Origin of the sequence: Streptomyces endophytica (assembly GCF_026153355.1) — a bacterium.
Taxonomy (GTDB): Bacteria; Actinomycetota; Actinomycetes; order Streptomycetales; family Streptomycetaceae; genus Streptomyces; species Streptomyces endophytica.
Genome location: NZ_CP110636.1, coordinates 2,401,916 through 2,428,529 on the forward strand (window position 1 = coordinate 2,401,916; position 26,614 = coordinate 2,428,529).

Genomic DNA, 26,614 nt, shown 5'->3' on the forward strand with positions numbered 1-26,614 from the left:
ACATGGGCGCTCGCTGAGGGGCGAGCCTTGATGCCTTGATGCCTTGGTGCGCTGATGCTGAGACGCGATGGCGGCGGGTACGGGGCGGCGATCGCTTCGGCGTGAGGTGGGCGTTGGCCTGGGATTGGCGTTGGCCTGGATCGGCGTTGACCTGGATCGGCGTTGGTCTGGGATTGGCGTTGGCCTGGCGGTGGCGTTCGCCTGGGGGCGGCGTTGGCCTGGGTTGGCGTTGGCCTGGGGCGGGAGTGGTTCGGGGAACCGGGGGTGGCGGGGTGGTGTCTGTAGGTTACGGTCGCTCGCGGTAGGCGCGGGCGATGTTCCTTGACCTTCCCGGAGTCCGTCTTGTCGTCGTTCTGTCCGGATTGTGGTTCCGCCTCGCCGCCGGAGGCCCGTTTTTGTATGGGTTGTGGGCGGGAGCGGCGGGGGGCCGCGTCGTCGTCGCCATCGCCGTCTTCCTCTTCGGCTCCGTCGCCGTCGCCGTCGCCGTCTCCCTCTTCGTCTTCGTCGCCATCGCCTGGGGTGTTGTCTGAAGGGGCTGTCCCGGGTGCCCCGGCTGTCCCGGCTGTGCCTTCTGCACCACCTGCGCCTTCTGGTGCGCCGCCCGTTTCTGCTGCGCCGCCTGTTCCAGGGGCGCCGCCTGTGCCTGGGGCGCCGCCTGTGGTGGGTGGGGTTCCTTCCGCCTCGGGTCTTGGGGGGCTGCTGGTTCGGGTGGGCAAGGGGGACTGGCTGGCGGCGGCGAAGGTTGCCGTGTGGCCGACGGCGTTGTTGCTGGTGCTCGCCGGTGTGGCGGCGATGTTCTTCGCGGACGATGCGCACTCGGGCGGGCTCGGGTGGGGCGTACGGATGCGGATCGCGCTGGCGTTGCTGCTGCAGAGTGTGGGTGGTGGCGTCGCGATATCGGGCAACATGTCTGAATCGTTCGGGCCGTTCGGCGGGCGGCTCGCGGGTGAGGCGACGCTGTCGCTGGTGCCGCTGGTGGTGACGGCGGCCTGGGCGGGGGTGTTGGTGTTCGCCGCTCGGAGGGTTTTGCGGCCGGCCGCCCTCTCCTCCGGCACTGTCCCGATGCCCTCCGGTACTGCCCCCGGAATGGGTGGCACGGCCGGTGTGGCCAGTAGGACTGGTGCGGTCAGTGGGTCCGGTGCAGGCAGTGGGCCCGGTGTGGTGGAAGCGGTGCTGCGGGTTGCGGTGCTGTGTGGGGCGGGGAGTTTCGTGCTGGGGTTGCTGGCGCAGCCTTCGTACGACGGTGTGGAGTTGTCGTCGGCGCCGTTCCTCTCGTTGTTGTGGTCGTTCCTGCTGGCGGCCGTGGTGGGCGGGGTGGCGATGGCCCGGGCCGAAGCGGGGGCGTGGCTCGCCGCGCGGCCCGCGTGGCAACTTGCCGTCGGCGCGCTGCGTACCGCGCTGTTCGCGCTGCTGACGGTGGTCACCCTGGCCGGGATCGTCACGGTCGTGACGATGCTCGCCACGGCGAAGCAGGACATCAGTGGCGGCGCCGTAGTGGCGATGCTGGTGCTGCTGCCCAACATCGGTGCGCTGGCCCTCGCGATGGCGTGGGGCGCGCCGCTGAATGCGGAATGGACCCTTCCGGACATCCCGTTCCTCGACCCCTCCGGCCGTCAGTCGATCGGCTACGGCGAGCTCGGGGATCAGGGCGGCGGTTGGCTGTTCGGGGTCATCGTCGGCGGGCTGGTCTGTGCGCTGCTCGTCGGTTTCCTGGTCGTACGGCGCAGCGCCGACCGCCGTGAACAGCTGCTGTCCGCGGGCCTCTTCGTGGTTTCTCTGATGGCGCTGGTGCTGGTCGCGGGGGCGAGCGCGAGCGCGGCGTTCCGGGCGGGCGGTGGCTACGGCTACGGCGGTGGCTATGGCGAGGGCTACGGCGGTTACGGCAGCGGGTACGGCGGCGGCGAGTCCCTGGGCGCTCATGGCGAGATCGCCGTGGGCGGTGCGGAGACGCTGCTGTTCGCGCTGTTGTGGGTGTTCGGGGCGGTGCTGGTCGTTTCGTATCTGCGGCGGATGACGGGGGCGGCGGGGGCGCCGCAGATGCCCCTGATGCCTCCGACGCCTCCGATGGCGCCGACGCCTCCGACGCCTCCGACGCCTTCGACGCCTTCGACGCCTTCGACGCCTCCGATGGTGCCTGGGCCGGATGTGGCGCCTGTGCTGGATGTGGCACCTGGGGCTGCGGCGTTCGCTCCGGCCCCGACGGCGGGGCCTGCTCCTGTCCCGTCCCCGGCGGAGGGCGGGGCGCCCGTCCAGTCCCCGGCGGCGGGTGGCGACCAGGCTCCGCCCTCCGTCCCGCCAACCTCCGTCCCGCCAACCTCCGTCCCACCGACCGACGCCCCGCTCACCTCCGCCCCACCGGCCGCTGCCCCACCGACCGACGCCTCGGCCGCCGCCCCGGCCGAGGCGCGGTCGCGGCCCCGGGCCGTGACGTGGGTGGCGCTGGCGCTCGCCGCGTTCCTGGTCGGTGGGGGTGCGACCGCGGGAGGGCTGTATTTCCTGGCCCATCGGGACTCCGGCAGCCATGACACCGGCAACCACAAGGAAGCCGGCGGCCGCGGCAACACCGGCGATCCCAAGGACGCCGACAACCCCAAGTCGGACTCCGCCGACAAGGCCGGTGGGCCCTCGGCCTCGGCGTCCCCGTCGCCGTCCCCCGCCCCCACGACCACCGGTGACCCCGCGGGAGGCCCCACCCCGGGGGCGACCGCCGGCCTCCCCGACGGTTTCGTCCAGAAGTACGACCCGTACGGGTTCTCCCTCGCGGTGAAGAGTGACTGGACGCGTTCGGTGAAGGGCACCCAGGTCGACTACACGGCCCCGGTCGGCAAGCAGTACCTGCGTATCGGGGTCATCGCGCACGCCCCTACGTCCTCGTACGGGAACTTCGAGAATCTGGAGAAGGGCGCCAAGAAGCGGACGAACTACCAGCGGGTGGAGCTGAAGAAGAACACCTTCGCCCATCGCCCGGGCGCCCGCTGGGAGTTCACGTACGTCAACGACACCGGGAACACCGTGCACGCCGTCGACCAGGCGTACGTGGCCGAGGACGGGACCGAGTACAGCGTCTACTACGAGTGCCTGGACGTGTTGTACGACCCCGAGAACGACAAGGTCTTCAGCACGGCGCTCAGCACCTGGTCCGTCAGCGATGTGGACGTGGACTGACGTCGACGTGGACTAGCGGCACAGCGCTGTGGGAGCGGCACAGCACTGTGGGGGCAGGGCCCGGCACACTCACCCTGCCCCCGCTGCCCCCACACACCTCCGGTTCCCCTCACGCCCCCAACCGGTAGCGGTGCGCGGTTCACACCCCCAACCGGTAGCAGTGCGCCGTCCGTCCGTCCAGCGGCTTCAGCAGCGTTTCGGCGTGGTGCATGCCCAGGCGGCGGGTGACCGCGATCGAGCGGGCGTTGCGGGCGTCGACCATGGCGACGACGTCCCGTACGCCCGCTGCTCGTACGGCTTCCAGGGCCGCGGTGGCCGCGGCGGTGGCGTAGCCCTTGCCCCAGTACGCGCGGCCGAGGCGCCAGCCGATCTCGATCTCGCCCACCGGGCCCCAGTCCCCGGGCCAGGGCTGGGCGCCGGTGAAGCCCATGACGGCACCGTCGGCCGGGTCGAGCAGGGTGTAGAGGCAGAAGCCGAGTTCGGCGTGGTGGCGGCGCTGGCGGGCGGTGAGTTCTTCGTAGACGGAGAGTTCGGCGGGGGCGCCGCCGTGGAATTCCATGACCTCCGGATCGTTGAAGGCCCGGTGCCAGTACAGCGCGTCCTCGTCGGTGGGCACGCGGAGTTCGACGGCGGGCAGCGGCCGGTCCGGGCGAGGTCCGGGCACGGCCGAGGGGGTCCGGGAGGTGGTCGACGGGTGCTGGGGCGGGTCGGCGGGGTCTGGGACGAACCCTTCGGCTTCATGGCACAACCCTTCGGCTTCATGGGACAACCCTTCAGGTGCTGATCACCGGGGCCCCCATAGACTGCACATGCCCGGTGCCGGTCGGCACCCAGATATCCAGATATCGACTTTCGGGAGACACCGCCGTGACCGAGTCCGCGTCCGAGCCCGCGCCCGAGTCCGCGACCGATTCCGCGACCGAGCCCGCGACCGATTCCGTGAACACCGCCCTCTCGGAGACCACCGCTCCCTCGGAGAGCACCGTCCTCTCGGAGAACACCGCGGATGTGATCGTCGTCGGTGCCGGGCCGGCCGGTTCGGCCACCGCGTACCACCTCGCCAAGTCCGGTCTGGACGTGCTGCTGCTGGAGAAGACCGCGTTCCCGCGGGAGAAGGTCTGCGGTGACGGGCTGACGCCGCGCGCGACCAAGCAGCTGGTGGCGATGGGCATCGACATCTCGGAGGAAGCGGGCTGGCTGCGCAACAAGGGCCTGCGGATCATCGGCGGCGGCTCCCGGCTCCAGCTGGACTGGCCGGAACTCGCCTCCTTCCGGACTACGGGCTCGTCCGCAAGCGTGACGACTTCGACGAGCAGCTGGCGCGGCAGGCGCAGAAGGCCGGCGCGCGGCTGTACGAGCGCTGCAACGTGGGCGCGCCGATCGTGAACGAGCTGACCGGCCACATCACCGGTGTGCACGCCAAGCTCGGTGAGGAGAAGACCCCGGTCACCTTCCACGCCCCGCTCGTGGTGGCCGCCGACGGCAACTCCACCCGGCTCTCGCTGGCGATGGGCCTGCACCGCCGCGAGGACCGCCCGATGGGCGTCGCGGTCCGTACGTACTTCACGTCGCCGCGGCACGACGACGACTACCTGGAGTCCTGGCTGGAGCTGTGGGACCGGCGCGGCGCGCAGGACCGGCTGCTGCCCGGCTACGGCTGGATCTTCGGGATGGGCGACGGGACGAGCAACGTCGGGCTGGGCGTGCTGAACACCTCCGCGGCGTTCCGGGAGCTGGACTGGCGGGAGATCCTCAAGGCGTGGTGCGCGTCGATGCCGGAGGAGTGGGGGTACACGCCGGAGAACATGACCGGCCCGATCCGCGGCGCGGCGCTGCCGATGGCCTTCAACCGCCAGCCGCACTACACCAAGGGGCTGCTGCTCGTCGGTGACGCGGGCGGTCTGGTCAACCCGTTCAACGGTGAGGGCATCGCGTACGCCATGGAGTCGGGGGCGATCGCGGCGGAGGTGATCGTGCAGGCGCAGGCGCGTGCCACGTACGCGCAGCGGGAGCTGGCGCTGCAGCGGTACCCGAAGGTCCTCAAGGACACCTACGGCGGTTACTACTCGCTCGGCCGGGCCTTCGTGAAGCTGATCGGCAACCCGAAGGTCATGCAGATCGCGACCCAGCGCGGGCTGACCCATCCGCTGCTGATGCGCTTCACGCTGAAGATGCTGGCCAACCTCACCGACCCGACGGGGGCGACGCGATGGACCGGATCATCAACGGGCTGAGCAAGGTCGCGCCGAAGGCGTAGTGGGAAGGCGCAGAGCGCCCACGACCCGCGAGGGGCGGCCGGAACTTCTTCCGGCCGCCCCCTCGCCTTCTCCCGGCAGCCGGTAGCCGGCACATGACCTCATGGGTAATTGAGCCGTCGGGGCTCTGCCGCGAAGCTTGTGTGCGTCAAGGACACCGGGCGGCAGGAGCCGCTCGCAGCGGGGAGGAAGCGGCATGTTCTTCGAGACGCACGACGGTACGCAGCTGTGGTACGAGGAGTACGGGACGGGCGAGACGCTGGTGTTCGTGGCGAGCTCGATGCTGAACACCGAGATGTGGGAGTACCAGCTGCCGTTCTTCGCGGAGCTGGGCTTCCGCTGTGTGGCGTTCGACCGGCGTGGTCACGGCCGCTCGGACCGGCCCGCCGGCGGGTACGACATCGACTCCACCGCTGACGACCTGGCCGCCCTGCTCGACCACCTCGACCTGCGGAACGTCACTCTTATCGGGCACTCCCTGGGCGGCGCGGAGATCGCGCGCTATCTGACGCGGCACGGTTCGGAGCGGGTCAGCCGGGCGGTGCTGATCGCGGCGATGCTGCCGTTCCTGGCAGCTGCCGACGACAACCCGGACGGTGTGCCGGAGGAGGCGGTGGCGGCGACGATGGCGCAGCTGCGGAAGGACCGGCCCAAGTGGCTGACCCGTCAGGCGCAGGCGTTCTTCGCCACCCACCTGGGCAACGACGTCTCCCCGGCTCTGGTGGACCACACCCTGGCGCAGTGCCTGTCGGCCTCGCCGTGGGCGACGCTGCAGGCGCAGCGGGAGTCGCTGTACAACGATCAGCGGGCCACGCTGCCGGAGATCGACGTCCCGGTGCTGGTCATCCACGGTGCGGCCGACATGTCCGCGCCGGTGGAGCTCACCGGCCGGCGGACCGCCCGGCTGATCCCGGGTGCGGTGTACGAGGAGTACCCGACGGCCGGCACGGCATCTACGCCAGCCACCACGAGCAGCTCAACGCGGATGTGCTGGCCTTCGTGAAGGGGTGAGCTCCGGGACGGGGTGAGGTCCGCGCGGGGTGATGCGGAGGTACGCGTAGTACGTGAGCCGGCCCGGGCACGGGCCCCGGACGGCTCGTTCCGTCAGCGAACTGTGTCCCGTTTGTCCCCAAGGGCGGGTTTTAATGCGAGTTCACGGGATCCAGGCTCGGGTTCGGGTCCGGCTTGGCGTCCCGGCTCGGTTCAGGGGCCCGGCTCGGCTCGGGGTTCCGACCCGGTTCAGGCTTCCGGCTCGGCTCGGGGTTCCGGGCCGGGTCCGGCAGACGGCGGGCCGGGTCGGGGGAGAGGTGGCGGGACGGGGCGGTCAGCCGTTCCGCGCCGGGCGGGACCGGCACCGCCGCGAAGAGCGCGTTCTGCTTCTCCTGGAGCTCGCGGACCCGCTCGGGCGGGGTGGGGCAGGCGCTGCTCCTCGTACAGCTTGTGCGTCTCCAGCTGGGCGGCCTTGCTCCGCGGGTGTGGAACTGGACCTCGAAGAGCTGGTGGGAGCGGGGGGCGCGCCAGGCGGAGTTGATCGCCTTGTAGCCGTCGGTACGGCCCCAGTGTTGGACCAGCGGGTGGAGTCGTTCCCCAGGCGGACAGCAGCGCGGAGGCGGTGCCGCCCTGGCTGTACGTCGCGTCCGGCCACTGGAGCGTGAACCGGACCGCGTCGTTGATCTTGCCGAGCGACTGGTCGACGGTCCGTCCCGGGGTCTGTCGCATCGCGGTGGCGACCTTCCGCTTCAGCGAGTCCGGTGACTTCAGCCGGTGGTCGAAGCCGACGAGTTCGGCGTGGCTGATCTTGGCGGCGGCGCGGACCTCGGGGCTGATGGAGCGCTCGGCGCGGCGGGCGCGGGCCACGAAGGCGTCCACCTTCTTGTTCTCGGCGGCGTTCAGCGACAGGCCGTCCTGGTGCCAGCCGCCGCCGTGGTCCGTTCCGGCGGCGGTCGCGGCGGTCGCGGCGGGGACGGCGCCCAGGCCGAGGGCGCCGGCGAGCGCGGCGGCGGTGGCGGCCCGGCCGACGAGGCGGTGGCCGGGGGTGGCGGGCGGTCCGCGGGACGGTCGTACGGAGGGTCGGGCGGTGTGTCGTACGGTGGTCAGGCGCGTGGTCATCGGTGCGCGGGATCCCTCTCTCGTGCCCCGGTGCGGGGTACGGACATGGCGAGAGATGCAACGGTGCACACCGCCCCGCGGTGACGGCGCGATACGGACGACGGGCCCGAATTGCGGACAACCGGCCCCTCTTGCAGGGCAAAAGACCGCCCCTCCCGAAGGAGAGGCGGTCCTCGTGCGTGCCGGCCCCTGCGGGGGCCGAAGATCCGGCGGGGGTCCTACAGGACGCGCACCGCGCCGGTCGGCATGTCGTAGCTGAGCGGGCGCTCGACGATGCCGGTGCGGGTTCTGGGCGCCGATGAACTTGCCGTCGCCGACGTAGACGGCGACGTGGTAGGCGCTGCCGGCGCTGCCCCAGTAGAGGATGTCGCCGACCTGGAGGTTGTCGAGGCCGACCTGGGTGCCCTGCGTCGACTGGTCCTGCGACACGCGCGGCAGGTCGATGCCGATCTGGCTGAAGGCGGCCTGGGTGAGGCCGGAGCAGTCGTACGAGGAGGGGCCGCTGGCTCCCAGGACGTACGCCTTGCCCAGCTGGCCTTGAGGAAGGAGACGAGGGTGGCGGTGGAGCCGGTGCCGGTGGACGGCGCGGACAGGGTGGTCCGCTCGGCGGAGCGCGAGGCCCGGCCTGGGCGGCCTCCTTGGCCTTGCGGGCTTCCTCGGCCTTCTTCTTCGCCTCGGCCTTGGCCTTCTTCACGGCCTCGGCCTTGTGCTTCTCCGCTGCCTTGGCGGCCTTGGAGAAGGCACTGTCCTGGAGCGCCTGGCGCTCGTAGTTGAACGCGACCTGCTCGGCGGTGTCGGCGCTCTGGGCGGCGCTGGTTGCCAGCGCCGTCGTGATCGTCGGCATCTCCTGGGTCTCGGAGACGGGCTTTTCCCGCGGCGTTGGCCGGCACGGTCGCGCCGGTCACCGCGAGGGTGAGGAAGCCACCGGTCACACCCGCGCGCAGCGCCCGGAGGACGCGGAAAGGCGGCGGGGCTTCCGGTGGCTGGGTATGAGTGCGTTCGGGGACATGGCCCAACGGCTATCAGGAGCCGCTGGTTGCTGCCAACAAGAGTGCAGTCCGCCACACTTGACGTGTACGCGACGAATAAAAAGGGACTTATTGCCGCCCGGCGTTCCGCCGGCGCGATGTCCGAATTTCGCGATCATGTTCCTACGCACGGCATTTGAGGGTCCGTAGGGGCGCGGAGGCGGCTTACCACTTCCCACGCGCCACGCCAAGGCTTCCCAGGCGTCAAGGACTTACTGCGCGAAATAGCGTGGGATAGGTCACTCTTGAGTGTCCGTTATGTTCCCGTGATCCGGCCCGTTATGCCCCCGTGACCCGATGGCGGTCCGACTTCGTGAATGCGGGCACGCGCCGACGATCACGGTGAAGTCACGGGCGGGTCACGGCCACGAGGCGGCGCGCTTATATCAGTTGAGGCGGGCCGATGCCAATTTGCCTTGGGCGGGCACCACTTGATATTGGCCAACCGGGGCTGACCAGCGGTAACCCGTGTGAATGTCACCTCTCGTGATCACTCGCGCGCTTCACGTATGAAGATCACCGCTCATCCGGCTTCATGATCCTTCGCCCGGTGGTGAAGATCACAAGGCGTTGTTCACCCCCGTGTCGCAGATCACAGACCAGCAGGCATAAGATGCAGGCGGTTCGGGCTTGTGAACTGCCTCACATGTGCACGATCTCCGAGGGGCGGCGAAGGGCCCGGGCGGACCGCCCCAGTCATCGTCGACTGAAGGAGCGGGGACGGTGAACGCTTACGCGCCCATCCTCGTACTAGGAGCCCTCGGGGCAGGCTTTGCGATCTTCTCCGTCGTCATGGCCGCGCTCATCGGGCCCAGGCGCTACAACCGGGCCAAGCTCGAGGCGTACGAATGCGGATCGAGCCGACGCCACAACCGTCCGGTGGCGGTCGCTTCCCGATCAAGTACTACCTGACGGCGATGCTCTTCATCGTCTTCGACATCGAGATCGTCTTCCTCTATCCCTGGGCCGTCACCTTCGATGCCCTGGGACTGTTCGGGCTCGTCGAGATGCTCCTCTTCGCGCTCACCGTCTTCGTCGCCTACGCCTATGTCTGGCGTCGTGGCGGCCTGGAATGGGACTAGGGGCCACCCATGGGACTTGAAGAGAAGCTGCCCAGCGGCTTTCTGCTGACCACCGTCGAACAGGCCGCGGGCTGGGTACGCAAGTCATCGGTCTTCCCGGCGACCTTCGGGCTGGCCTGCTGCGCCATCGAGATGATGACGACCGGCGCCGGCCGCTACGACCTGGCCCGCTTCGGCATGGAGGTCTTCCGCGGCTCCCCGCGGCAGGCGGACCTGATGATCGTGGCCGGCCGGGTCAGCCAGAAGATGGCCCCCGTGCTGCGGCAGGTCTACGACCAGATGCCGAACCCGAAGTGGGTGATCTCCATGGGGGTTTGCGCCTCCTCGGGCGGCATGTTCAACAACTACGCGATCGTGCAGGGCGTCGACCACATCGTGCCCGTCGACATCTATCTCCCGGGCTGCCCGCGCCGCCCCGAAATGCTGATGGACGCCATCCTCAAGCTCCACGAAAAGATCCAGCACACCAAGCTCGGGGTCAATCAGCAGCAGGCCGCCCGCGAGGCCGAGGAAGCGGCGCTCAAGGCGCTCCCGCTGATCGAGATGAAGGGGCTGCTGCGGTGAGTGAGCAGAAGAACCCCGAGCGTCCGGACGACGAGCCGCGCGGCAACGACGCCCACGACGAGGCCGTCCCGGCGCAGCGCGACGACACCGGCGAGGTGATCGCCACCCGCCGCGGGATGTTCGGCGCCGACAACGGCGGCGACACCAGCGGCTACGGCGGCCTGGTCCGCACCGTCCGGCTGCCCGGCGCGACCTCCCGGCCGTACGGCGGCCCGGCGCCCAGGGCGCGTACGGCGACTTCGACGAGATCGCCGACGAACTGGAGGGCGCCCTCGACGAACAGGGGCTGGTCCCCGAGAACGTCATCCCGAAGACCGTCGTCGACCGCGGCGAGCTGACCTTCCACATCGAGCGGGAGTACCTCCCGGCGGTCGCCCGGATCCTGCGCGACGACCCGGCGCTCCGCTTCGAGCTGTGTACCGGCGTCAGCGGCGTCCACTTCCCCGGCGACAAGGGCCGCGAGCTGCACGCCGTCTACCACCTGCGCTCGATCACCCACAACCGGCTGATCCGGCTGGAGGTCTCCGCGCCGGACGCGGACCCGCACATCCCCTCGCTCGTCGCGGTCTACCCGACCAACGACTGGCACGAGCGCGAGACCTACGACTTCTTCGGCCTGGTCTTCGACGGCCATCCCGCGCTGACCCGGATCATGATGCCGGACGACTGGCAGGGCTTCCCGCAACGCAAGGACTACCCGCTCGGCGGCATCCCCGTCGAGTACAAGGGCGCCCAGATCCCGGCTCCCGACCAGCGGAGGTCGTACAGCTGATGACTACTGCACCGCACTCCCACTCCCGAACGGGCACCGCACGTCCAGCGACTTCGACACGACCGAGTCGCTCGCCCGGGAGACCACCGAGGGCACCGTCTACAACGTCACCGGCGGCGACTGGGACGAGATCGCGGCGTCCGCGGCGAAGTCCGACGACGAGCGGATCATCGTCAACATGGGACCGCAGCACCCGTCCACGCACGGCGTGCTCCGGCTGATCCTGGAGATCGACGGGGAGACCGTCACCGAGGCCCGCTGCGGCATCGGCTACCTCCACACCGGCATCGAGAAGAACCTCGAATACCGGACCTGGACGCAGGGCACCACCTTCGTCACGAGGATGGATTACCTCACCCCTTCTTCAACGAGACGGCCTACTGCCTGGCCGTGGAGAAGCTGCTCGGCATCACCGACGACATCCCCGACCGGGCCTCGGTCGTCCGCGTGATGCTGATGGAACTCAACCGGCTCTCCTCCCACCTGGTGTGCATCGCCACCGGCGGCATGGAGCTGGGCGCCACCACGATCATGATCTACGGCTTCCGGGACCGCGAGCTGATCCTCGACATCTACGAGCTGATCACCGGCCTGCGGATGAACCACGCCTACATCCGGCCCGGCGGCCTGGCCCAGGACCTGCCCCCGGGCGCCGTCGACCAGGTGCGCGCCTTCGTCAAGAAGATGCGCAAGAACCTCCCCGAGTACGACAAGCTCGCCACCGGCAACCCGGTCTTCAAGGGCCGCATGGAGGGCATCGGCTACCTCGACCTGGCCGGCTGCATGGCCACCGGCGCCACCGGACCCATCGTCCGCTCCGCCGGCCTGCCGCACGACCTGCGCAAGACACAGCCGTACTGCGGTTACGAGGACTACGAGTTCGACATCCCGACCGCCGACACCTGCGACGCCTACGGGCGGTTCCTGATCCGGCTGGAGGAGATGCGGCAGTCGCTGCGGATCATCGAGCAGTGCCTGGACCGGCTCGAACCCGGGCCGGTGATGGTCGCGGACAAGAAGATCGCCTGGCCCGCCCAGCTGGCGCTCGGCCCGGACGGCCTGGGCAACTCCCTCGACCACATCAAGAAGATCATGGGCACCTCGATGGAGGCCCTGATCCACCACTTCAAGCTCGTGACCGAGGGCTTCCGGGTCCCGCCCGGGCAGGCCTACGCGGCCGTCGAGTCACCCAAGGGCGAGCTGGGCGTGCACGCGGTCAGCGACGGCGGCACCCGCCCCTACCGGGTGCACTTCCGCGACCCGTCCTTCACCAACCTGCAGGCCATGGCGGCGATGTGCGAAGGCGGCCAGGTCGCCGACGTCATCGTCGCCGTCGCGTCCATCGACCCCGTGATGGGAGGCGTCGACCGGTGACCACTGCGTCTTCTCCGCAGGGAGCCCCCGCAAGCCCCACCAGCCTGGGGATGCCCGCGCTCCCCGCCCCCGACTACCCGGCCGACGTCCGGGCCCGGCTGGCGGCGGACGCCAAGGAGGTGATCGCCCGCTACCCCGGCCCGCGCTCGGCGCTGCTGCCGCTGCTGCACCTCGTCCAGGCCGAGGACGGGCACGTCACCCGCACCGGCATCCGCTTCTGCGCGGAGCTGCTGGACCTCACCACCGCCGAGGTCACCGCCGTGGCGACCTTCTACTCCATGTACCGGCGCAAGGCCGGCGGCGACTACCAGGTCGGGGTCTGCACCAACACGCTCTGCGCGGTGATGGGCGGCGACGCCATCTTCGAGGAGCTCCAGGAGCACCTCGGCGTCGGCAACGGCGAGACCACCGAGGACGGCGCCGTCACCCTCGAACACATCGAGTGCAACGCCGCCTGCGACTTCGCGCCCGTCGTGATGGTCAACTGGGAGTTCTTCGACAACCAGACGCCGGAGTCCGCCCGGCAGCTCGTCGACGACCTGCGGGCCGGCCGGACCGTCGAACCCACCCGCGGCGCACCGCTGTGCACCTTCCGGGAGACCGCCCGCATCCTCGCCGGATTCCCCGACGAGCGGCCGGGCGCCACCGCCGCCACCGGGAGCGCCGGACCCGCCTCGCTGATCGGGCTCCGCCTGGCCAAGGGCGAGGCCGCGCCCGGCCGCGGCGCCGGCGCCGATCACGTCGTGTCGCCCCGCGCCGGCGAGGGCGGGCACCCTGAGGAGGGCACCGCCGGCGAACCCCCCGGCGGCCACCCCGGCGAGCAGGCACCCGCGGGACACCCCAGCTCCCACGACGCCCCGCAGGAAACCTCGGCCTCCGACCAGGCCCACCCGTCTCCCGCCACCTCCCCGGACGGAGGGGCTCCGCCCCGCAGCGACGATACGTCCGGGCCCACCGCTAAGGAGGGGAGTGATGACCGTGGCAGCCGAACACGGGGGCTCCTCCCGGCCACCGGCCGGGGGAGAGGCCAGCCCCGAGAAGCTCCTCGTGCCCGTCCTGTCCGCCTTCTGGGACCAGCCCGAGTCCTGGACGCTGGAGACCTACCGCCGGCACGAGGGCTACGAGGGCCTGCGCAAGGCGCTCGCGATGTCCCCCGACGACGTCATCGCCTACGTCAAGGACTCCGGTCTGCGCGGCCGCGGCGGCGCGGGCTTCCCCACCGGAATGAAATGGCAGTTCATTCCGCAGGGCGACGGCAAACCGCACTATCTCGTTGTCAACGCCGACGAATCGGAGCCGGGGACCTGCAAGGACATCCCCCTCCTCTTCGCGAACCCGCATGCCCTCATCGAAGGGATCGTGATCGCCTGTCACGCGATCCGTGCGCACCACGCCTTCATCTATCTGCGCGGTGAGGTCGTACCCGTGCTGCGCCGGCTGCACGAAGCCGTGCGCGAGGCCTACGCGGCGGGCTTCCTCGGAAAGAACATCCTGGGGTCGGGACTCGACCTGGACGTGATCGTGCACGCGGGCGCCGGCGCGTACATCTGCGGTGAGGAAACCGCGCTGCTGGATTCCCTGGAGGGCCGTCGCGGACAGCCCCGGCTGCGTCCTCCCTTCCCTGCGGTGGCCGGCCTCTACGCCTGCCCCACTGTCGTCAACAACGTCGAATCCATCGCCTCTGTTCCCGCGATCCTCACCAGAGGAAAGGACTGGTTCAGGTCGATGGGTAGCGAGAAGTCCCCGGGCTTCACGCTCTACTCGCTCAGCGGCCACGTCGCCAACCCGGGCCAGTACGAAGCCCCGTTGGGCATCACGCTGCGCCAGCTGCTCGACATGAGCGGCGGGATGCGCCGCGGCCACCGGCTGAAGTTCTGGACGCCCGGCGGTTCCTCCACGCCGATGTTCACCGACGAGCACCTCGACGTCCCCCTCGACTACGAGGGCGTCGGCGCGGCCGGCTCGATGCTCGGCACCAAGGCGCTGCAGTGCTTCGACGAGACCACCTGCGTGGTGCGGGCGGTCACCCGCTGGACCGAGTTCTACGCGCACGAGTCCTGCGGCAAGTGCACGCCCTGCCGTGAAGGGACGTACTGGCTGGTGCAGTTGCTGCGCGACATCGAGGCGGGCCGTGCCCGGATGGCCGACCTCGACAAGATCGCCGACATCGCCGACAACATCAACGGCAAGTCGTTCTGCGCGCTCGGCGACGGCGCCGCCTCGCCGATCTTCTCCTCGCTCCAGTACTTCCGCGAGGAGTACGAGCAGCACATCACCGGCAAGGGCTGCCCGTTCGACCCCGCCAAGTCGACCCTGTGGGCCGACAACGACGCTCACCTGGGGGTGAATGCATGACCGTCACCACTACGGGGTCGAGCAGCGGCTCCGCCGCGGTCCCCCCGGAGGACCTCGTCACCCTGACGATCGACGGCATCGAGATCTCCGTCCCCAAGGGGACGCTGGTCATCCGCGCCGCCGAACTCCTCGGCATCGAGATCCCGCGCTTCTGCGACCACCCGCTGCTGGACCCCGCGGGCGCCTGCCGGCAGTGCATCGTGGAGGTCGAGGGCCAGCGCAAGCCGATGGCGTCCTGCACGATCACCTGCACCGACGGCATGGTCGTCAAGTCGCAGCTGACGTCCCCGGTGGCCGAGAAGGCGCAGCGCGGCGTGATGGAGCTGCTGCTGATCAACCACCCGCTGGACTGCCCGGTCTGCGACAAGGGCGGCGAGTGCCCGCTGCAGAACCAGGCCATGCAGGTCGGTGACCCGGACTCGCGCTTCGAGGGGAAGAAGCGCACGTTCGCCAAGCCGGTGCCGATCTCCACCCAGGTGCTGCTGGACCGCGAGCGGTGCGTGCTGTGCGCGCGCTGCACCCGCTTCAGCAACCAGATCGCCGGCGACCCGATGATCGAGCTGGTTGAGCGCGGCGCGCTCCAGCAGGTCGGCACCGGGGAGGGCGAGCCCTTCCAGTCGTACTTCTCCGGCAACACCATCCAGATCTGCCCGGTCGGCGCGCTCACCTCGGCCGCCTACCGCTTCCGCTCCCGCCCCTTCGACCTGGTGTCGTCGCCGTCGGTGTGCGAGCACTGCGCGGGCGGCTGCGCGACCCGCACCGACCACCGGCGCGGCAAGGTCATGCGGCGGCTGGCGGCGAACGACCCGGAGGTCAACGAGGAGTGGATCTGCGACAAGGGGCGCTTCGCCTTCCGGTACGCGCAGCAGCGTGACCGGCTGGAGCACCCGTTGGTGCGCAATGCGGAGTCCGGGGAACTGGAGCCGGCGAGCTGGCCGATGGCCCTCGAGGCGGCGGCCCGCGGGCTGGCCGCGGCGAAGGGCCGCACCGGTGTGCTGACCGGCGGCCGGCTCACCGTCGAGGACGCCTACGCGTACGCCAAGTTCGCCCGGATCGCGCTGCACACCAACGACATCGACTTCCGGGCCCGGGCGCACAGCGCCGAGGAGGCGGACTTCCTGGCCGCCCGGGTCGCCGGCCGCGGCCGTGACCTCGGGGGCGGCGGGGTCACGTACGCCGCCCTGGAGAAGGCGCCGGCCGTGCTGCTGGCGGGCATCGAGGCGGAGGAGGAGGCGCCCGGCGTCTTCCTGCGGCTGCGCAAGGCCCACCGCACATACGGGCAGCGCACCTTCGGCCTCGCCGCCTACGCCTCCCGAGGGCTGATCAAGGCCGGCGGGACGCTGCTGCCGGCCGCGCCCGGCACCGAAACGGAATGGCTGGACGCGCTGGCCGGCAACGAGGCAGCGGGCGCGGAGAGCCTTCCCGCGGAGGGCGAGGGCGGGCGACGGGCGGGCCTGGACGGCGAGGGGCACGCCGCGGCCGAGGCGCTGCGCACGGACGGCGCGGTGATCGTCGTCGGTGAGCGGCTGGCGGCGGTGCCGGGTGCGCTGACCGCCGCGGTGCGCGCCGCCGCCGCGACCGGCGCGCAACTGGTGTGGATCCCGCGGCGGGCGGGCGAACGCGGCGCGGTGGAGGCGGGCGCGCTGCCCGGTCTGCTGCCCGGCGGCCGGCCGGCCACCGACCCGCGGGCCCGCGACGAGGTCGCCGCCGCCTGGGGCGTGGCCGCGCTGCCGCACCGGCACGGCCGGGACACCGGCCAGATCATCGAGGCCGCGGCGACCGGTGAGCTGAGCGCGCTGCTGGTGGCCGGCGTCGAGGTCGCCGACCTGCCGGACCCGGCCCGGGCGCTGACCGCCCTGGACGAGGTCGGGTTCCTGGTCAGCCTGGAGCTGCGGCCCTCCCAGGTCACCGAGCGGGCCGATGTGGTCCTCCCGGTGGCGGCCGTGGTGGAGAAGGCCGGAACGTTCCTCAACTGGGAGGGCCGGGCCCGGCTGTTCGAGGCCGCGCTCAAGCCCGACCAGATGACCCGCCGCCATCTGCTGCCGGACTCCCGGGTGCTGCACATGCTCGCCGATGCCCTCGACGTCCACCTGGCGCTGCCGGACGTCGCCTCCGTACGCCGCGAACTGACCCGGCTCGGCAACTGGGACGGCCCGTACGCGGGCGACCCGCTGGAGACCGGGCGGCCGCTGCCCCGGCCCGGCACCGGCGAGGCGGTGCTCGCCGGGCACCGGCTGCTGCTGGACCAGGGCGTCCTCCAGGAAGGCGACGAGGCGCTGGCCGGCACCCGGCACGCCGCCGTCGCCCGGCTGTCGGAGACCACCGCCGCCGAGACCGGCGTCAAGGACGGCGACGTGCTGGCGGTCAGCGGGCCGGCCGGCTCGGTGCGGCTGCCGCTGCAGGTCACGCCGATGCCCGACCGGGTGGTGTGGCTGCCGCTCAACTCCACGGGCGGGGGCGTCGCCGCCGACACCGGTGCGCGCCCCGGCGAACTGGTGAGGATCTCCGCCGCCCCGGGCACGCCGGAGCCGGCCAAGGAGGTGGACGCATGATGCAGCTCGGTCAACTGGCCGCCGCGCAGACCGCGCTGGCCCAGGAGGACCTGTCGATGTTCGGCCGCGACCCGTGGTGGCTGGTCGTCATCAAGGCGGTCTTCTGCTTCGCGTTCCTGATGCTGACGGTGCTGTTCTCCATCGTGTGGGAGCGCAAGGTCGTCGCCTGGATGCAGTTGCGCATCGGCCCCAACCGGCACGGGCCCTGGGGCATGCTCCAGTCGCTCGCCGACGGCATCAAGCTGATGCTGAAGGAGGACCTGGTCGTCCGGCGGGCCGACAAGCTGGTCTACGTCCTCGCGCCGATCGTGGCGGCCATCCCGGCGTTCATGGCGATCGCGGTGGTCCCGTTCGGCCCGGCCGACAACGAGATCTCGATCTTCGGCCACCGCACCCCGATGCAGCTGACCGACCTGCCGATCGGCATCCTCTACATCCTGGCCACCGCCTCGGTGGGCATCTACGGCATCGTGCTGGCGGGCTGGTCCTCCGGCTCGACGTACCCGCTGCTGGGCGGTCTCCGCTCGTGCGCGCAGATGATCTCGTACGAGATCGCGATGGGCGCCGCTTTCGCCTCGGTCTTCCTGTACTCCGGGTCGATGTCGACGTCGACCATCGTGGAGTCGCAGCAGAACAGGTGGTACATCCTGCTGCTGCCGGTGTCGTTCCTCATCTACATCGCGACGATGGTGGGGGAGACCAACCGGGCGCCGTTCGACATGCCGGAGTCCGAGGGCGACCTCGTCGGCGGCTTCAATACCGAGTACTCGTCCATCAAGTTCGCGATGTTCATGCTCGCCGAGTACGTCAACATGGTGACGGTCTCGGCGGTCGCGACCACCCTCTTCCTCGGCGGCTGGCGGGCCCCGTACCCGATCTCGGCGTTCTGGGAGGGCGCCAACCACGGCTGGTGGCCGATGCTGTGGTTCACGATCAAGGTGCAGCTGCTGCTGTTCTTCTTCATCTGGCTGCGCGGCACGCTCCCCCGGGTGCGCTACGACCAGCTGATGAAGCTGGGCTGGAAGGTCCTCATCCCGGTCTCGCTGGTCTGGCTGCTGCTCGTCGCCAGCGTCCGCGCGCTGAAGAACGAGGGCTACAACTTCTCCCAGATCGTGCTCTACGTCGCCGGCGGCGCGGTCGCGCTGCTGCTGATCTCGCTGCTCGTGGACTTCTTCCGGCGCGGCGAGAAGGAGGAGGAGCCGGACGGCGAGGGGGCGTTCGATCCGATGGCCGGCGGGTTCCCGGTGCCGCCGCTGCCCGGGCAGAGCCTGCCGCCGGTGCCGCGCCGACGCCCGCGCCATCAGCGCGAGTTGATTGTCAGTGGTCGGGTGGACACTGTCAGTGACGGAAACGAAACCGACGGAAAGGGGGGCGACGGTGCCTGAGTTCCAGAACCCCGTGGCCGGCTTCGGCGTGACCTTCAAGGCCATGTTCAAGAAGCGGCTGACCGAGCAGTACCCGGAGGAGAAGAAGCCGACGGCGCCGCGCTTCCACGGCCGCCATCAGCTCAACCGGCACCCCGACGGGCTGGAGAAGTGCATCGGCTGCGAGCTGTGCGCCTGGGCCTGCCCGGCCGACGCGATCTACGTCGAGGGCGCGGACAACACCGACGAGGAGCGCTACTCCCCGGGCGAGCGCTACGGCCGCGTCTACCAGATCAACTACCTGCGCTGCATCCTGTGCGGCCTGTGCGTGGAGGCCTGCCCCACCCGCGCACTGACCATGACCAATGAGTACGAACTCGCCGACCGGTCCCGCGCCTCGCTCATCTACACCAAGGAGGAGCTGCTCGCCGGCCTGGAGGACACGATGGTCGACACGCCGCATGCCATCCACCCCGGCATGACGGAGAAGGACTACTACAACGGCCTGGTGACCGAGGCCGCCCCGGGGACGGTCCGGCAGGTCGCGGTGTCCAAGGGCGAGCAGCCCCAGGAGGCCGCCGCCACGACCGGCCCGCAGGAGCCCGCCGCGCGGGAGGTGACCGAGCGATGATCTCCCTCGCCGCCGCGGCCTCCACCGGCGAGGCCGTGCAGTTCTGGCTCCTGGGCACCGTCGCCGTCGTCGGCGCCCTCTGCACGATCCTGATGAAGCGGGCCGTGCACAGCGCCCTGTCGCTCGCCGGCACCATGATCGTCCTGGCGGTCTTCTACCTCGCCAACGGCGCGTACTTCCTCGGCGTCGTGCAGATCGTCGTCTACACCGGCGCGATCATGATGCTGTTCCTGTTCGTCGTCATGCTGGTCGGCGTCACCGCCGCGGACTCCCTCAAGGAGACGCTCAAGGGCCAGCGCTGGCTCGCCGCCGGACTGGGCCTCGGCTTCGGCATCCTGCTGATCGCCGGCATCGGCAACGCCTCCCTCAAGGAGTTCAACGGCCTCGGCGAGGCCAACGCCGGCGGCAACGTCCAGGGCCTGGCCGCGCTCATCTTCACCAAGTACGTCTTCGCCTTCGAGATCACCGGCGCCCTGCTGATCACCGCGGCCGTCGGCGCGATGGTGCTCACCCACCGGGAGCGCACCGAGCGCGCCAGGACCCAGCGCGAGCAGTCCGAGGCCCGGGTCCGCGAGGGCAAGCAGGTGCCGCCGCTGCCCGCCCCCGGCGTCTACGCCCGGCACAACGCCGTGGACATCCCCGGCCTGCTGCCCGACGGCACCCCGTCCGAGCTGACCGTCAACCCGACGCTGCGCGCCCGCGGCCAGATCCGGGACGTCTCCCGCGAGTCGCTCGCCGACCTGAAGGCGCTGGAACGGCGCTCCGAGGACTGGCTGGGCCGCGGCTCCGGCGAGGAGCCCGAAGCCCCGCCGTCCGGTGGCGCATCGCCGAAGGAGCACAAGGAGGGCGCCAAGAAATGAACCCGGTCTACTACCTCTATCTCGCCGCCCTGCTGTTCACCATCGGCGCGGCCGGGGTGCTGATCAGGCGGAACGCCATCGTGGTGTTCATGTGCATCGAGCTGATGCTCAACGCCTGCAACCTCGCCTTCGTCACCTTCTCCCGCCTGCACGGGAATCTGGACGGCCAGATCATCGCCTTCTTCACGATGGTCGTCGCCGCGGCCGAGGTCGTGGTCGGCCTGGCGATCATCGTGACGATCTTCCGCACCCGTCATACGGCCTCGGTCGACGACGCCAGCCTGATGAAGCTGTAAGGGGTCGCCCAAAGTGGAGAACTTGATCGCGCTGCTCGTCGCGGCACCGCTGGTCGGTGCGGCCCTGCTGCTGTGCGGCGGAAAACGGCTCGACCGCACCGGCCACTGGATCGGCACCCTCTTCGCGGCGGCGTCCTTCGCCGTCGGGGTGGCGCTCTTCGCCGACATGCTCGGCAGGAGCGCCGACCACCGGGCGCTGCACCAGCACCTGTTCAGCTGGATCCCGGTCGGCGGCTTCCGCGCCGACGTCGCCTTCCAGCTCGACCAGCTGTCCATGACCTTCGTCCTGCTGATCACCGGCGTCGGCTCACTGATCCACGTCTACTCGATCGGCTACATGGAGCACGACGAACGGCGCCGCCGCTTCTTCGGCTACCTCAACCTCTTCCTCGCGGCGATGCTGCTGCTCGTCCTCGCCGACAACTACCTCCTGCTGTACGTCGGCTGGGAGGGCGTCGGCCTCGCCTCGTACCTCCTCATCGGGTTCTGGCAGCACAAGCCGAGTGCGGCCACCGCCGCCAAGAAGGCGTTCCTGGTCAACCGCGTCGGCGACATGGGCCTGTCCATCGCGATCATGCTGATGTTCACGACGTTCGGGACGTTCGCGTTCGGCCCGGTGCTCGCGTCCACCGGCGCCACCTCCGAGGGCAAGCTCACCGCCATCGGGCTGATGCTGCTGCTGGCCGCCTGCGGCAAGTCGGCCCAGGTACCGCTGCAGTCCTGGCTCGGGGACGCCATGGAGGGCCCCACCCCGGTCTCCGCCCTGATCCACGCCGCCACGATGGTCACCGCCGGCGTGTATCTGATCACCCGCTCCGGTGCGATCTTCAACGCCGCACCGGACGCCCAGACCGCCGTCGTCGCGGTCGGCGCGGTCACCCTCCTCTTCGGTGCGATCGTCGGTTGCGCCAAGGACGACATCAAGAAGGCCCTGGCCGGCTCGACGATGTCGCAGATCGGCTACATGATCCTGGCCGCCGGCCTGGGCCCGATCGGCTACGCCTTCGCGATCATGCACCTGGTCACCCACGGCTTCTTCAAGGCGGGCCTCTTCCTCGGCGCCGGCTCGGTGATGCACGGCATGAACGACGAGGTCGACATGCGCCGTTACGGCGGCCTGCGGAAGTACATGCCGGTCACCTTCATCACCTTCGGCCTCGGCTATCTCGCGATCATCGGCTTCCCCGGCCTGTCCGGCTTCTTCTCCAAGGACAAGATCATCGAGGCGGCGTTCGCCAAGGGTGGCACCGAAGGCTGGATCCTCGGCGGCGCGGCCCTCCTGGGCGCCGCGATCACCGCGTTCTACATGACCCGCGTGATGCTGATGACGTTCTTCGGCGAGGAGCGCTGGCGCAACGCCCCCACCCCCTCACCGGACCGGCCCTCCGTCGAACCCGCCGCCGAAACAGGCGGCGAGTACACCCCGCCGCATCCGCACGAGTCGCCGAAGGTCATGACCCTCCCCATGGTCGTGCTGGCCATCGGATCGGTCTTCGCCGGCGGTCTGTTCAGCCTCAACGAGGCCTTCGTGAAGTGGCTGGAGCCCGTCACGTCCTTCGCACACGGCCACTCCCCGGTCAGCGCCACGACCGTCACCGCCGCCACCATCGCCGTCCTCCTCCTCGGGGTCGGCGTCGCCTGGCTGATGTACGGCCGCCGGCCGGTCCCGTCGCTCGCCCCCCGCGGCTCGCTGCTCACCCGCGCCGCCCGCCGCGACCTCCTCCAGGACGACTTCAACCACATCGTCTTCGTCCGCGGCGGCGGCCACCTGACCACCACCCTCGTCCAGCTCGACCACACCCTGGTGGACGGCGCGGTCAACGGCACGGCCGCCTCCATGGGCGGACTCTCCGGCCTGCTCCGCCAGTTGCAGAGCGGCTTCGTCCGCTCCTACGCGGTCCAGATGCTGGGCGGGGCCGCCGTACTCGTCGCCGCGACCCTGCTGATGAGGGGTGTCTGAGCCATGTCGTTTCCCCTGCTGACGGCGACGGCCGTGGTACCGGCGATCGGCGCGATCGCCACCGCCGCGCTGCCCGCCGCCAAGCGCACCGTGGCCAAATGGCTCGCGCTGCTCTTCTCCCTGCTCACCTTCGCGCTGGCCCTCGTCGTCGCGTTCCGCTTCGACCCCACCGCCAAGGGCCCCTTCCAGCTCACCGAATCGCACGCCTGGATCAGCGACTTCGGCGTCCGCTACGAACTCGGCGTGGACGGCATCGCGGTCGCCCTGATCGCGCTCACCGCCCTGCTCATCCCGTTCGTCATCCTGGCCGGCTGGCATGACGCCGACCCCCTGGAGGAAGCCACCCCCAACCGGCGCTGGCGGCCCACCCAGGGCTTCTTCGCCCTGATCCTCGCCGTCGAGGCGATGGTGGTGATCTCCTTCGAGGCCACCGACGTCTTCCTCTTCTACATCTTCTTCGAAGCCATGCTGATCCCGATGTACTTCCTCATCGGAGGCTTCGGGGACCGCGCCGGCGCCGACGGCGAGGAGCGCTCCGCGGACCGCAGGTCGCAGGCCGCGGTGAAGTTCCTGCTCTACAACCTCGCCGGCGGACTGATCATGCTGGCCGCGGTCATCGGGCTGTACGCCGTCACCGCCGACCAGCTCGGCACCGGCACCTTCTCCCTGACACAGATCGTCGAGGCCCGCGCGGCCGGGCAGCTGGACATCGGCACCACCACCGAACGCCTGCTGTTCCTCGGCTTCTTCTTCGCCTTCGCCGTCAAGGCCCCGCTCTGGCCGCTGCACACCTGGCTGCCCGGCGCCATGGGCGAATCGACCGCCCCCGTCGCCGTCCTGATCACCGCCGTGGTCGACAAGGTCGGCACCTTCGCCATGCTCCGCTTCTGCCTCCAGCTCTTCCCGGAGGCCAGCAGCTGGGCGACCCCGGTCATCCTGGTCCTCGCCCTGATCAGCATCGTCTACGGCGCCCTGCTCGCGGTCGCCCAGCGGGACATCAAGCGGCTGATCGCCTACGCCTCGATCTCCCACTTCGGCTTCATCATCCTGGGCATCTTCGCCATGACGTCCCAGGGCCAGGGCGGCGCCACCCTGTACATGGTCAACCACGGCATCTCGACCGCCGCCCTGATGCTGGTCGCCGGCTTCCTCATCAGCCGCCGCGGCTCCCGGCTCATCGCGGATTACGGCGGCGTCCAGAAGGTCGCCCCGGTGCTCGCCGGCACCTTCCTGATCGGCGGCCTGGCCACCCTCTCCCTGCCCGGCCTGGCCCCGTTCGTCAGCGAATTCCTCGTCCTGGTCGGCACGTTCAGCCGCTACCCGGTCATCGGCGTCATCGCCACCCTCGGCATCGTCCTCGCCGCGCTCTACGTCCTCGTCCTCTACCAGCGGACGATGACCGGGCCGGTGAAGAGCGAGGTCAGCGCCATGCCCGATCTGCGGGTCCGGGAACTGGTGGTGGTCGCGCCGCTGATCGCGCTGCTGCTCTTCCTCGGCGTGTACCCCAAACCGCTCACCGACCTCGTCAACCCGGCGGTCGAGCACACCCTGTCCGTCGTGGACAAGAAGGACCCCAAGCCCACTGTGCAGGTGAACGCCGTGCCCGGCAGCGGCCGGGCCGGTCACGCCGCGAGTGATCAAGATGTGGAGGCCGCGAAATGAGTTCCGTGGCAAGTGTCCACAGCCTGTGGACAGCGGCGGCCGGAGCACCGGGCAAGATCCCGGGGCCGCACATCGAGTACGCCCAGCTCTCGCCCACCCTGATCGTCCTCGGTGCCGCGGTGCTCGGCATCATGATCGAGGCCTTCGTCCCACGCCGCAGCCGCTACTACTCCCAGCTGCTGCTGTCCCTGGTGGCGCTGGCCGCCGCGTTCGCCGCGGTGATCGGCCTGGCGGCCGCCGGATTCGGCTCGTCCAAGGCCCATGTCGCCGCGATGGGCGCCGTCGCCGTCGACGGCCCCGCGCTGTTCCTCCAGGGCACGATTCTGCTGGTCTCCCTGATCGCCGTCTTCACCTTCGCCGAGCGCCGGCTCGACCCGGCGGCACACGGCAAACACGTCGACTCCTTCGCCGCCCAGCCCGCGGCCGTCCCCGGCGGCGCCGCCGAACAGGCCGCCGTCAAGGCCGGGTTCACCACCACCGAGGTCTTCCCGATCCTGCTCTTCGCGGTCGGCGGCATGCTGATCTTCCCGGCGGCCAACGACCTGCTGACGCTCTTCGTCGCGCTGGAGGTCTTCTCCCTCCCGCTGTACATCCTGTGCGCACTGGCCCGCCGCCAGCGGCTGCTGTCGCAGGAATCCGCGCTCAAGTACTTCCTCCTCGGCGCGTTCTCCTCCGCCTTCCTCCTGTTCGGCGTCGCCCTGCTCTACGGCTACGCGGGCACGGTGACGTACGCCGGGATCGCCGAGGTCGTCTCGGACGGCGCCAAGCAGATCGACCCCGCCCTGGCCGGCACGATGAGCAACGACGCACTGCTGCTGATCGGCGGTGCGCTGGTGCTGATGGGCCTGCTGTTCAAGGTCGGCGCGGTCCCGTTCCACATGTGGACCCCGGACGTCTACCAAGGCGCCCCGACACCGGTCACCGGCTTCATGGCGGCCGCCACCAAGGTCGCCGCGTTCGGTGCGCTGCTGCGGGTGCTGTACGTCGTCCTGCCCGGCATGCGCTGGGACTGGCGGCCGGTGATGTGGGGCGTCGCGATCATCACGATGCTGGGTGGCGCGATCGTCGCCATCACCCAGACCGACATCAAGCGGCTGCTGGCGTACTCCTCCATCGCGCACGCCGGGTTCATCCTCGCCGGTGTCATCGCCACCAGTAAGGACGGCGTCTCCTCGGTGCTGTTCTACCTGGGTGCCTACTCCTTCGTGACGCTCGGCGCGTTCGCCGTCGTCACGCTGGTGCGGGACGCGGGCGGTGAGGCCACCCAGCTGTCCAAGTGGGCCGGCCTCGGCCGGCGTTCGCCGCTGGTCGCCGCGGTCTTCGCGGTGTTCCTGCTGGCCTTCGCCGGCATCCCGCTGACCTCCGGTTTCGCCGGGAAGTTCGCGGTCTTCAAGGCGGCCGCGCAGAGCGGCGCGGGCTGGCTGGTGGTCGTCGGTGTGATCTCCTCCGCCATCGCCGCGTTCTTCTACATCCGCGTCATCGTCCTGATGTTCTTCAACGAGCCCAAGGCCGAAGGCCCGACCGTGGCGGTGCCCAGCCCGCTGACCTCCACGGCCATCGCCATTGGCGTCACCGCCACCCTGGTTCTGGGCCTGGCGCCGCAGTACTTCCTGGACCTGGCAGGGCATGCGGGAGTCTTCGTGCGCTGAACGGGAGTCTTCGTGCGCTGAACGGCGGGAGGCCGGCCTCGGCCCGGCCGACCGGGACCGGTGCCGCGACCGGGACCGGTGCCGCGACCGGGACCGGTGCCGCGACCGGTGCCGCGGATGGGTGCGTGGCGCATCGCATCGCCGCGTGCGGCAACGGCCGCCGTCCGGAACCCTCGGGGGGTTCCGGACGGCGGCCGTTCGCCGTGCAAGGCCCGGCCGACCGTCCAGTGGTCGGTCCGGCGGGCCCGGCGGTCAGCTCTTGGGCATCCCGCTCGGCAGCTCGGGCATGTCGGGGATCTTCACGCTGCCGTCGCTGGTCTTGGTGTACTTCTCGGTGGGGCCGTTCTTCCAGTCGACGGTCAGGGTCTTGCCGTCCGAACCAGCCTTGAGCGTGCCCATGGTGCGGGTGGTGTCCCCGTCGGTGCACTTGAGGGCGGCCATGGTCATCCCGGCCATCTCCTGGACCTTGCCCAGACACGCGGACTTGTGGCCGTTGCTGAACGCGACCGTGCCCTTGGTGATCACCAGGATCAGCGGGCTGCTGTCCGTACCGGCCTTCCAGGCACCCTCGACCGCCTTGGGGCTCGCGGGCTTGTCCGCGCCACCCGGAGTCGACGTCGGAGCCTCCGGCGTCTTGCTCGGCTTGCTGTCGCTGCCGTTGTCGCCGCTGCTTCCGCAACCGCTGAGCAGCATCGCGGCGATGGCTGCCGCCCCGGCGATCTGTGCTGCCTTGCGCACGTACGTCTCCTCCGTTGTGGGTCAGGGACCGTGAGGCTAACAGCGCCCCCGCCCCACCGTCCGCCCCGTCATCGCTCTTGCATCAACGTCGGTACGCAGTTGGTGTGGGGCTGTGACGTAGGGCGGGGGTGGGGTGGAGGCGGGGTGGGCAGTGGGGGGTGGTGGGTGGGGGCGGGGCGGCTTCTCTCTTCCTCGGGG

15 protein-coding genes and 7 pseudogenes are annotated in these 26,614 nt (G+C 70.4%); 18 read left to right on the forward strand and 4 right to left on the reverse strand.

What is annotated here, in order from left to right:
* Positions 1–395 precede the first annotated feature (395 nt).
* A complete protein-coding gene (locus tag OJ254_RS10840) occupies positions 396–530 on the forward strand; it encodes a hypothetical protein (RefSeq protein ID WP_265362171.1) in 135 nt (44 codons plus the stop codon).
* 178 nt (positions 531–708) lie between these two features.
* On the forward strand, positions 709–3,165 hold the full coding sequence (locus tag OJ254_RS10845) for a hypothetical protein (protein ID WP_265362172.1): 2,457 nt from the start codon (positions 709–711) through the stop codon (positions 3,163–3,165).
* Between the two features lie 139 nt (positions 3,166–3,304).
* Here OJ254_RS10845 and OJ254_RS10850 read toward each other — a convergent pair whose 3' ends face one another.
* Positions 3,305–3,829 carry a GNAT family N-acetyltransferase gene (locus OJ254_RS10850; protein WP_265362173.1) on the reverse strand — a complete coding sequence of 175 codons (525 nt, stop codon included), beginning with the start codon at positions 3,827–3,829 and terminating at the stop codon, positions 3,305–3,307.
* Between the two features lie 275 nt (positions 3,830–4,104).
* Here OJ254_RS10850 and OJ254_RS10855 point away from each other — a divergent pair.
* Both OJ254_RS10855 and OJ254_RS10860 read left to right on the forward strand, forming a co-directional pair.
* Positions 4,105–5,422: pseudogene (locus OJ254_RS10855) on the forward strand (geranylgeranyl reductase family protein).
* A gap of 194 nt (positions 5,423–5,616) precedes the next feature.
* Positions 5,617–6,423: an alpha/beta fold hydrolase gene (locus tag OJ254_RS10860; RefSeq protein WP_265362174.1), complete on the forward strand. Its 807-nt coding sequence runs from the start codon at positions 5,617–5,619 to the stop codon at positions 6,421–6,423.
* Between the two features lie 286 nt (positions 6,424–6,709).
* Here OJ254_RS10860 and OJ254_RS10865 read toward each other — a convergent pair.
* A pseudogene (locus OJ254_RS10865) lies at positions 6,710–7,394 on the reverse strand (ATP nucleotide 3'-pyrophosphokinase); the annotation flags it as partial.
* Positions 7,395–7,747: 353 nt separating this feature from the next.
* Positions 7,748–8,538: pseudogene (locus OJ254_RS10870) on the reverse strand (C40 family peptidase).
* 742 nt (positions 8,539–9,280) lie between these two features.
* Here OJ254_RS10870 and OJ254_RS10875 point away from each other — a divergent pair.
* From OJ254_RS10875 to nuoN, 14 genes and pseudogenes are all read left to right on the forward strand, one after another.
* Positions 9,281–9,639, forward strand: a pseudogene (locus tag OJ254_RS10875) (NADH-quinone oxidoreductase subunit A).
* 9 nt (positions 9,640–9,648) lie between these two features.
* Positions 9,649–10,203, forward strand: coding sequence for a NuoB/complex I 20 kDa subunit family protein (locus OJ254_RS10880; RefSeq protein ID WP_265362175.1), 555 nt, complete (start codon positions 9,649–9,651; stop codon positions 10,201–10,203).
* Positions 10,200–10,975 (forward strand): annotated as a pseudogene (locus OJ254_RS10885) (NADH-quinone oxidoreductase subunit C). The gene OJ254_RS10880 and the pseudogene OJ254_RS10885 overlap by 4 nt, the downstream one beginning before the upstream one ends.
* A 73-nt stretch (positions 10,976–11,048) precedes the next feature.
* Positions 11,049–12,349, forward strand: a pseudogene (locus tag OJ254_RS10890) (NADH-quinone oxidoreductase subunit D); the annotation flags it as partial.
* Positions 12,350–12,399: 50 nt separating this feature from the next.
* A pseudogene (nuoE, locus tag OJ254_RS10895) lies at positions 12,400–13,317 on the forward strand (NADH-quinone oxidoreductase subunit NuoE); the annotation flags it as partial.
* Positions 13,318–13,321: 4 nt separating this feature from the next.
* Positions 13,322–14,704: an NADH-quinone oxidoreductase subunit NuoF gene (nuoF, locus tag OJ254_RS10900; protein ID WP_265362176.1), complete on the forward strand. Its 1,383-nt coding sequence runs from the start codon at positions 13,322–13,324 to the stop codon at positions 14,702–14,704.
* The gene (locus OJ254_RS10905) at positions 14,701–17,256 is read left to right on the forward strand and encodes an NADH-quinone oxidoreductase subunit G (RefSeq protein ID WP_265362177.1); all 2,556 of its coding nucleotides are present in this window, start codon (positions 14,701–14,703) and stop codon (positions 17,254–17,256) included. The genes nuoF and OJ254_RS10905 overlap by 4 nt, the downstream gene beginning before the upstream one ends.
* Positions 17,253–18,641: an NADH-quinone oxidoreductase subunit NuoH gene (gene nuoH / locus OJ254_RS10910; protein ID WP_265362178.1), complete on the forward strand. Its 1,389-nt coding sequence runs from the start codon at positions 17,253–17,255 to the stop codon at positions 18,639–18,641. Before OJ254_RS10905 ends, nuoH begins: the two co-directional genes overlap by 4 nt.
* Positions 18,634–19,251, forward strand: a complete 618-nt coding sequence (nuoI, locus tag OJ254_RS10915) for an NADH-quinone oxidoreductase subunit NuoI (RefSeq protein WP_265362179.1) — start codon at positions 18,634–18,636, stop codon at positions 19,249–19,251. Before nuoH ends, nuoI begins: the two co-directional genes overlap by 8 nt.
* Positions 19,248–20,111: an NADH-quinone oxidoreductase subunit J gene (locus tag OJ254_RS10920; RefSeq protein ID WP_265362180.1), complete on the forward strand. Its 864-nt coding sequence runs from the start codon at positions 19,248–19,250 to the stop codon at positions 20,109–20,111. Before nuoI ends, OJ254_RS10920 begins: the two co-directional genes overlap by 4 nt.
* Positions 20,108–20,407, forward strand: coding sequence for an NADH-quinone oxidoreductase subunit NuoK (nuoK, locus tag OJ254_RS10925; RefSeq protein ID WP_030283548.1), 300 nt, complete (start codon positions 20,108–20,110; stop codon positions 20,405–20,407). The genes OJ254_RS10920 and nuoK overlap by 4 nt, the downstream gene beginning before the upstream one ends.
* A 13-nt stretch (positions 20,408–20,420) precedes the next feature.
* Complete coding sequence (nuoL, locus tag OJ254_RS10930) at positions 20,421–22,367, forward strand: NADH-quinone oxidoreductase subunit L (RefSeq protein WP_265362181.1); 1,947 nt, start codon at positions 20,421–20,423, stop codon at positions 22,365–22,367.
* A gap of 3 nt (positions 22,368–22,370) precedes the next feature.
* A complete protein-coding gene (locus OJ254_RS10935; protein WP_265362182.1) occupies positions 22,371–24,029 on the forward strand; it encodes an NADH-quinone oxidoreductase subunit M in 1,659 nt (552 codons plus the stop codon).
* Positions 24,026–25,678, forward strand: coding sequence for an NADH-quinone oxidoreductase subunit NuoN (gene nuoN, locus OJ254_RS10940; RefSeq protein WP_261957006.1), 1,653 nt, complete (start codon positions 24,026–24,028; stop codon positions 25,676–25,678). Before OJ254_RS10935 ends, nuoN begins: the two co-directional genes overlap by 4 nt.
* Positions 25,679–25,930: 252 nt before the next feature.
* On the opposite strand, the gene OJ254_RS10945 is transcribed toward nuoN, so the two are convergent.
* Entirely contained in the window at positions 25,931–26,416 is a 486-nt protein-coding gene (locus OJ254_RS10945; RefSeq protein WP_265362183.1) for a hypothetical protein, read from the reverse strand.
* Positions 26,417–26,614: the final 198 nt, after the last annotated feature.

What these genes read in the sequence shown, in the direction of transcription:
- OJ254_RS10860 (WP_265362174.1), top strand. Translation starts at nt 5,617, where the DNA reads ATGTTCTTCGAGACGCACGACGGTACGCAGCTGTGGTACGAGGAGTAC.
- OJ254_RS10880 (WP_265362175.1), top strand. Translation starts at nt 9,649, where the DNA reads ATGGGACTTGAAGAGAAGCTGCCCAGCGGCTTTCTGCTGACCACCGTC.
- nuoF (WP_265362176.1), top strand. Translation starts at nt 13,322, where the DNA reads ATGACCGTGGCAGCCGAACACGGGGGCTCCTCCCGGCCACCGGCCGGG.
- OJ254_RS10905 (WP_265362177.1), top strand. Translation starts at nt 14,701, where the DNA reads ATGACCGTCACCACTACGGGGTCGAGCAGCGGCTCCGCCGCGGTCCCC.
- nuoH (WP_265362178.1), top strand. Translation starts at nt 17,253, where the DNA reads ATGATGCAGCTCGGTCAACTGGCCGCCGCGCAGACCGCGCTGGCCCAG.
- OJ254_RS10920 (WP_265362180.1), top strand. Translation starts at nt 19,248, where the DNA reads ATGATCTCCCTCGCCGCCGCGGCCTCCACCGGCGAGGCCGTGCAGTTC.
- nuoK (WP_030283548.1), top strand. Translation starts at nt 20,108, where the DNA reads ATGAACCCGGTCTACTACCTCTATCTCGCCGCCCTGCTGTTCACCATC.
- OJ254_RS10935 (WP_265362182.1), top strand. Translation starts at nt 22,371, where the DNA reads ATGTCGTTTCCCCTGCTGACGGCGACGGCCGTGGTACCGGCGATCGGC.
- nuoN (WP_261957006.1), top strand. Translation starts at nt 24,026, where the DNA reads ATGAGTTCCGTGGCAAGTGTCCACAGCCTGTGGACAGCGGCGGCCGGA.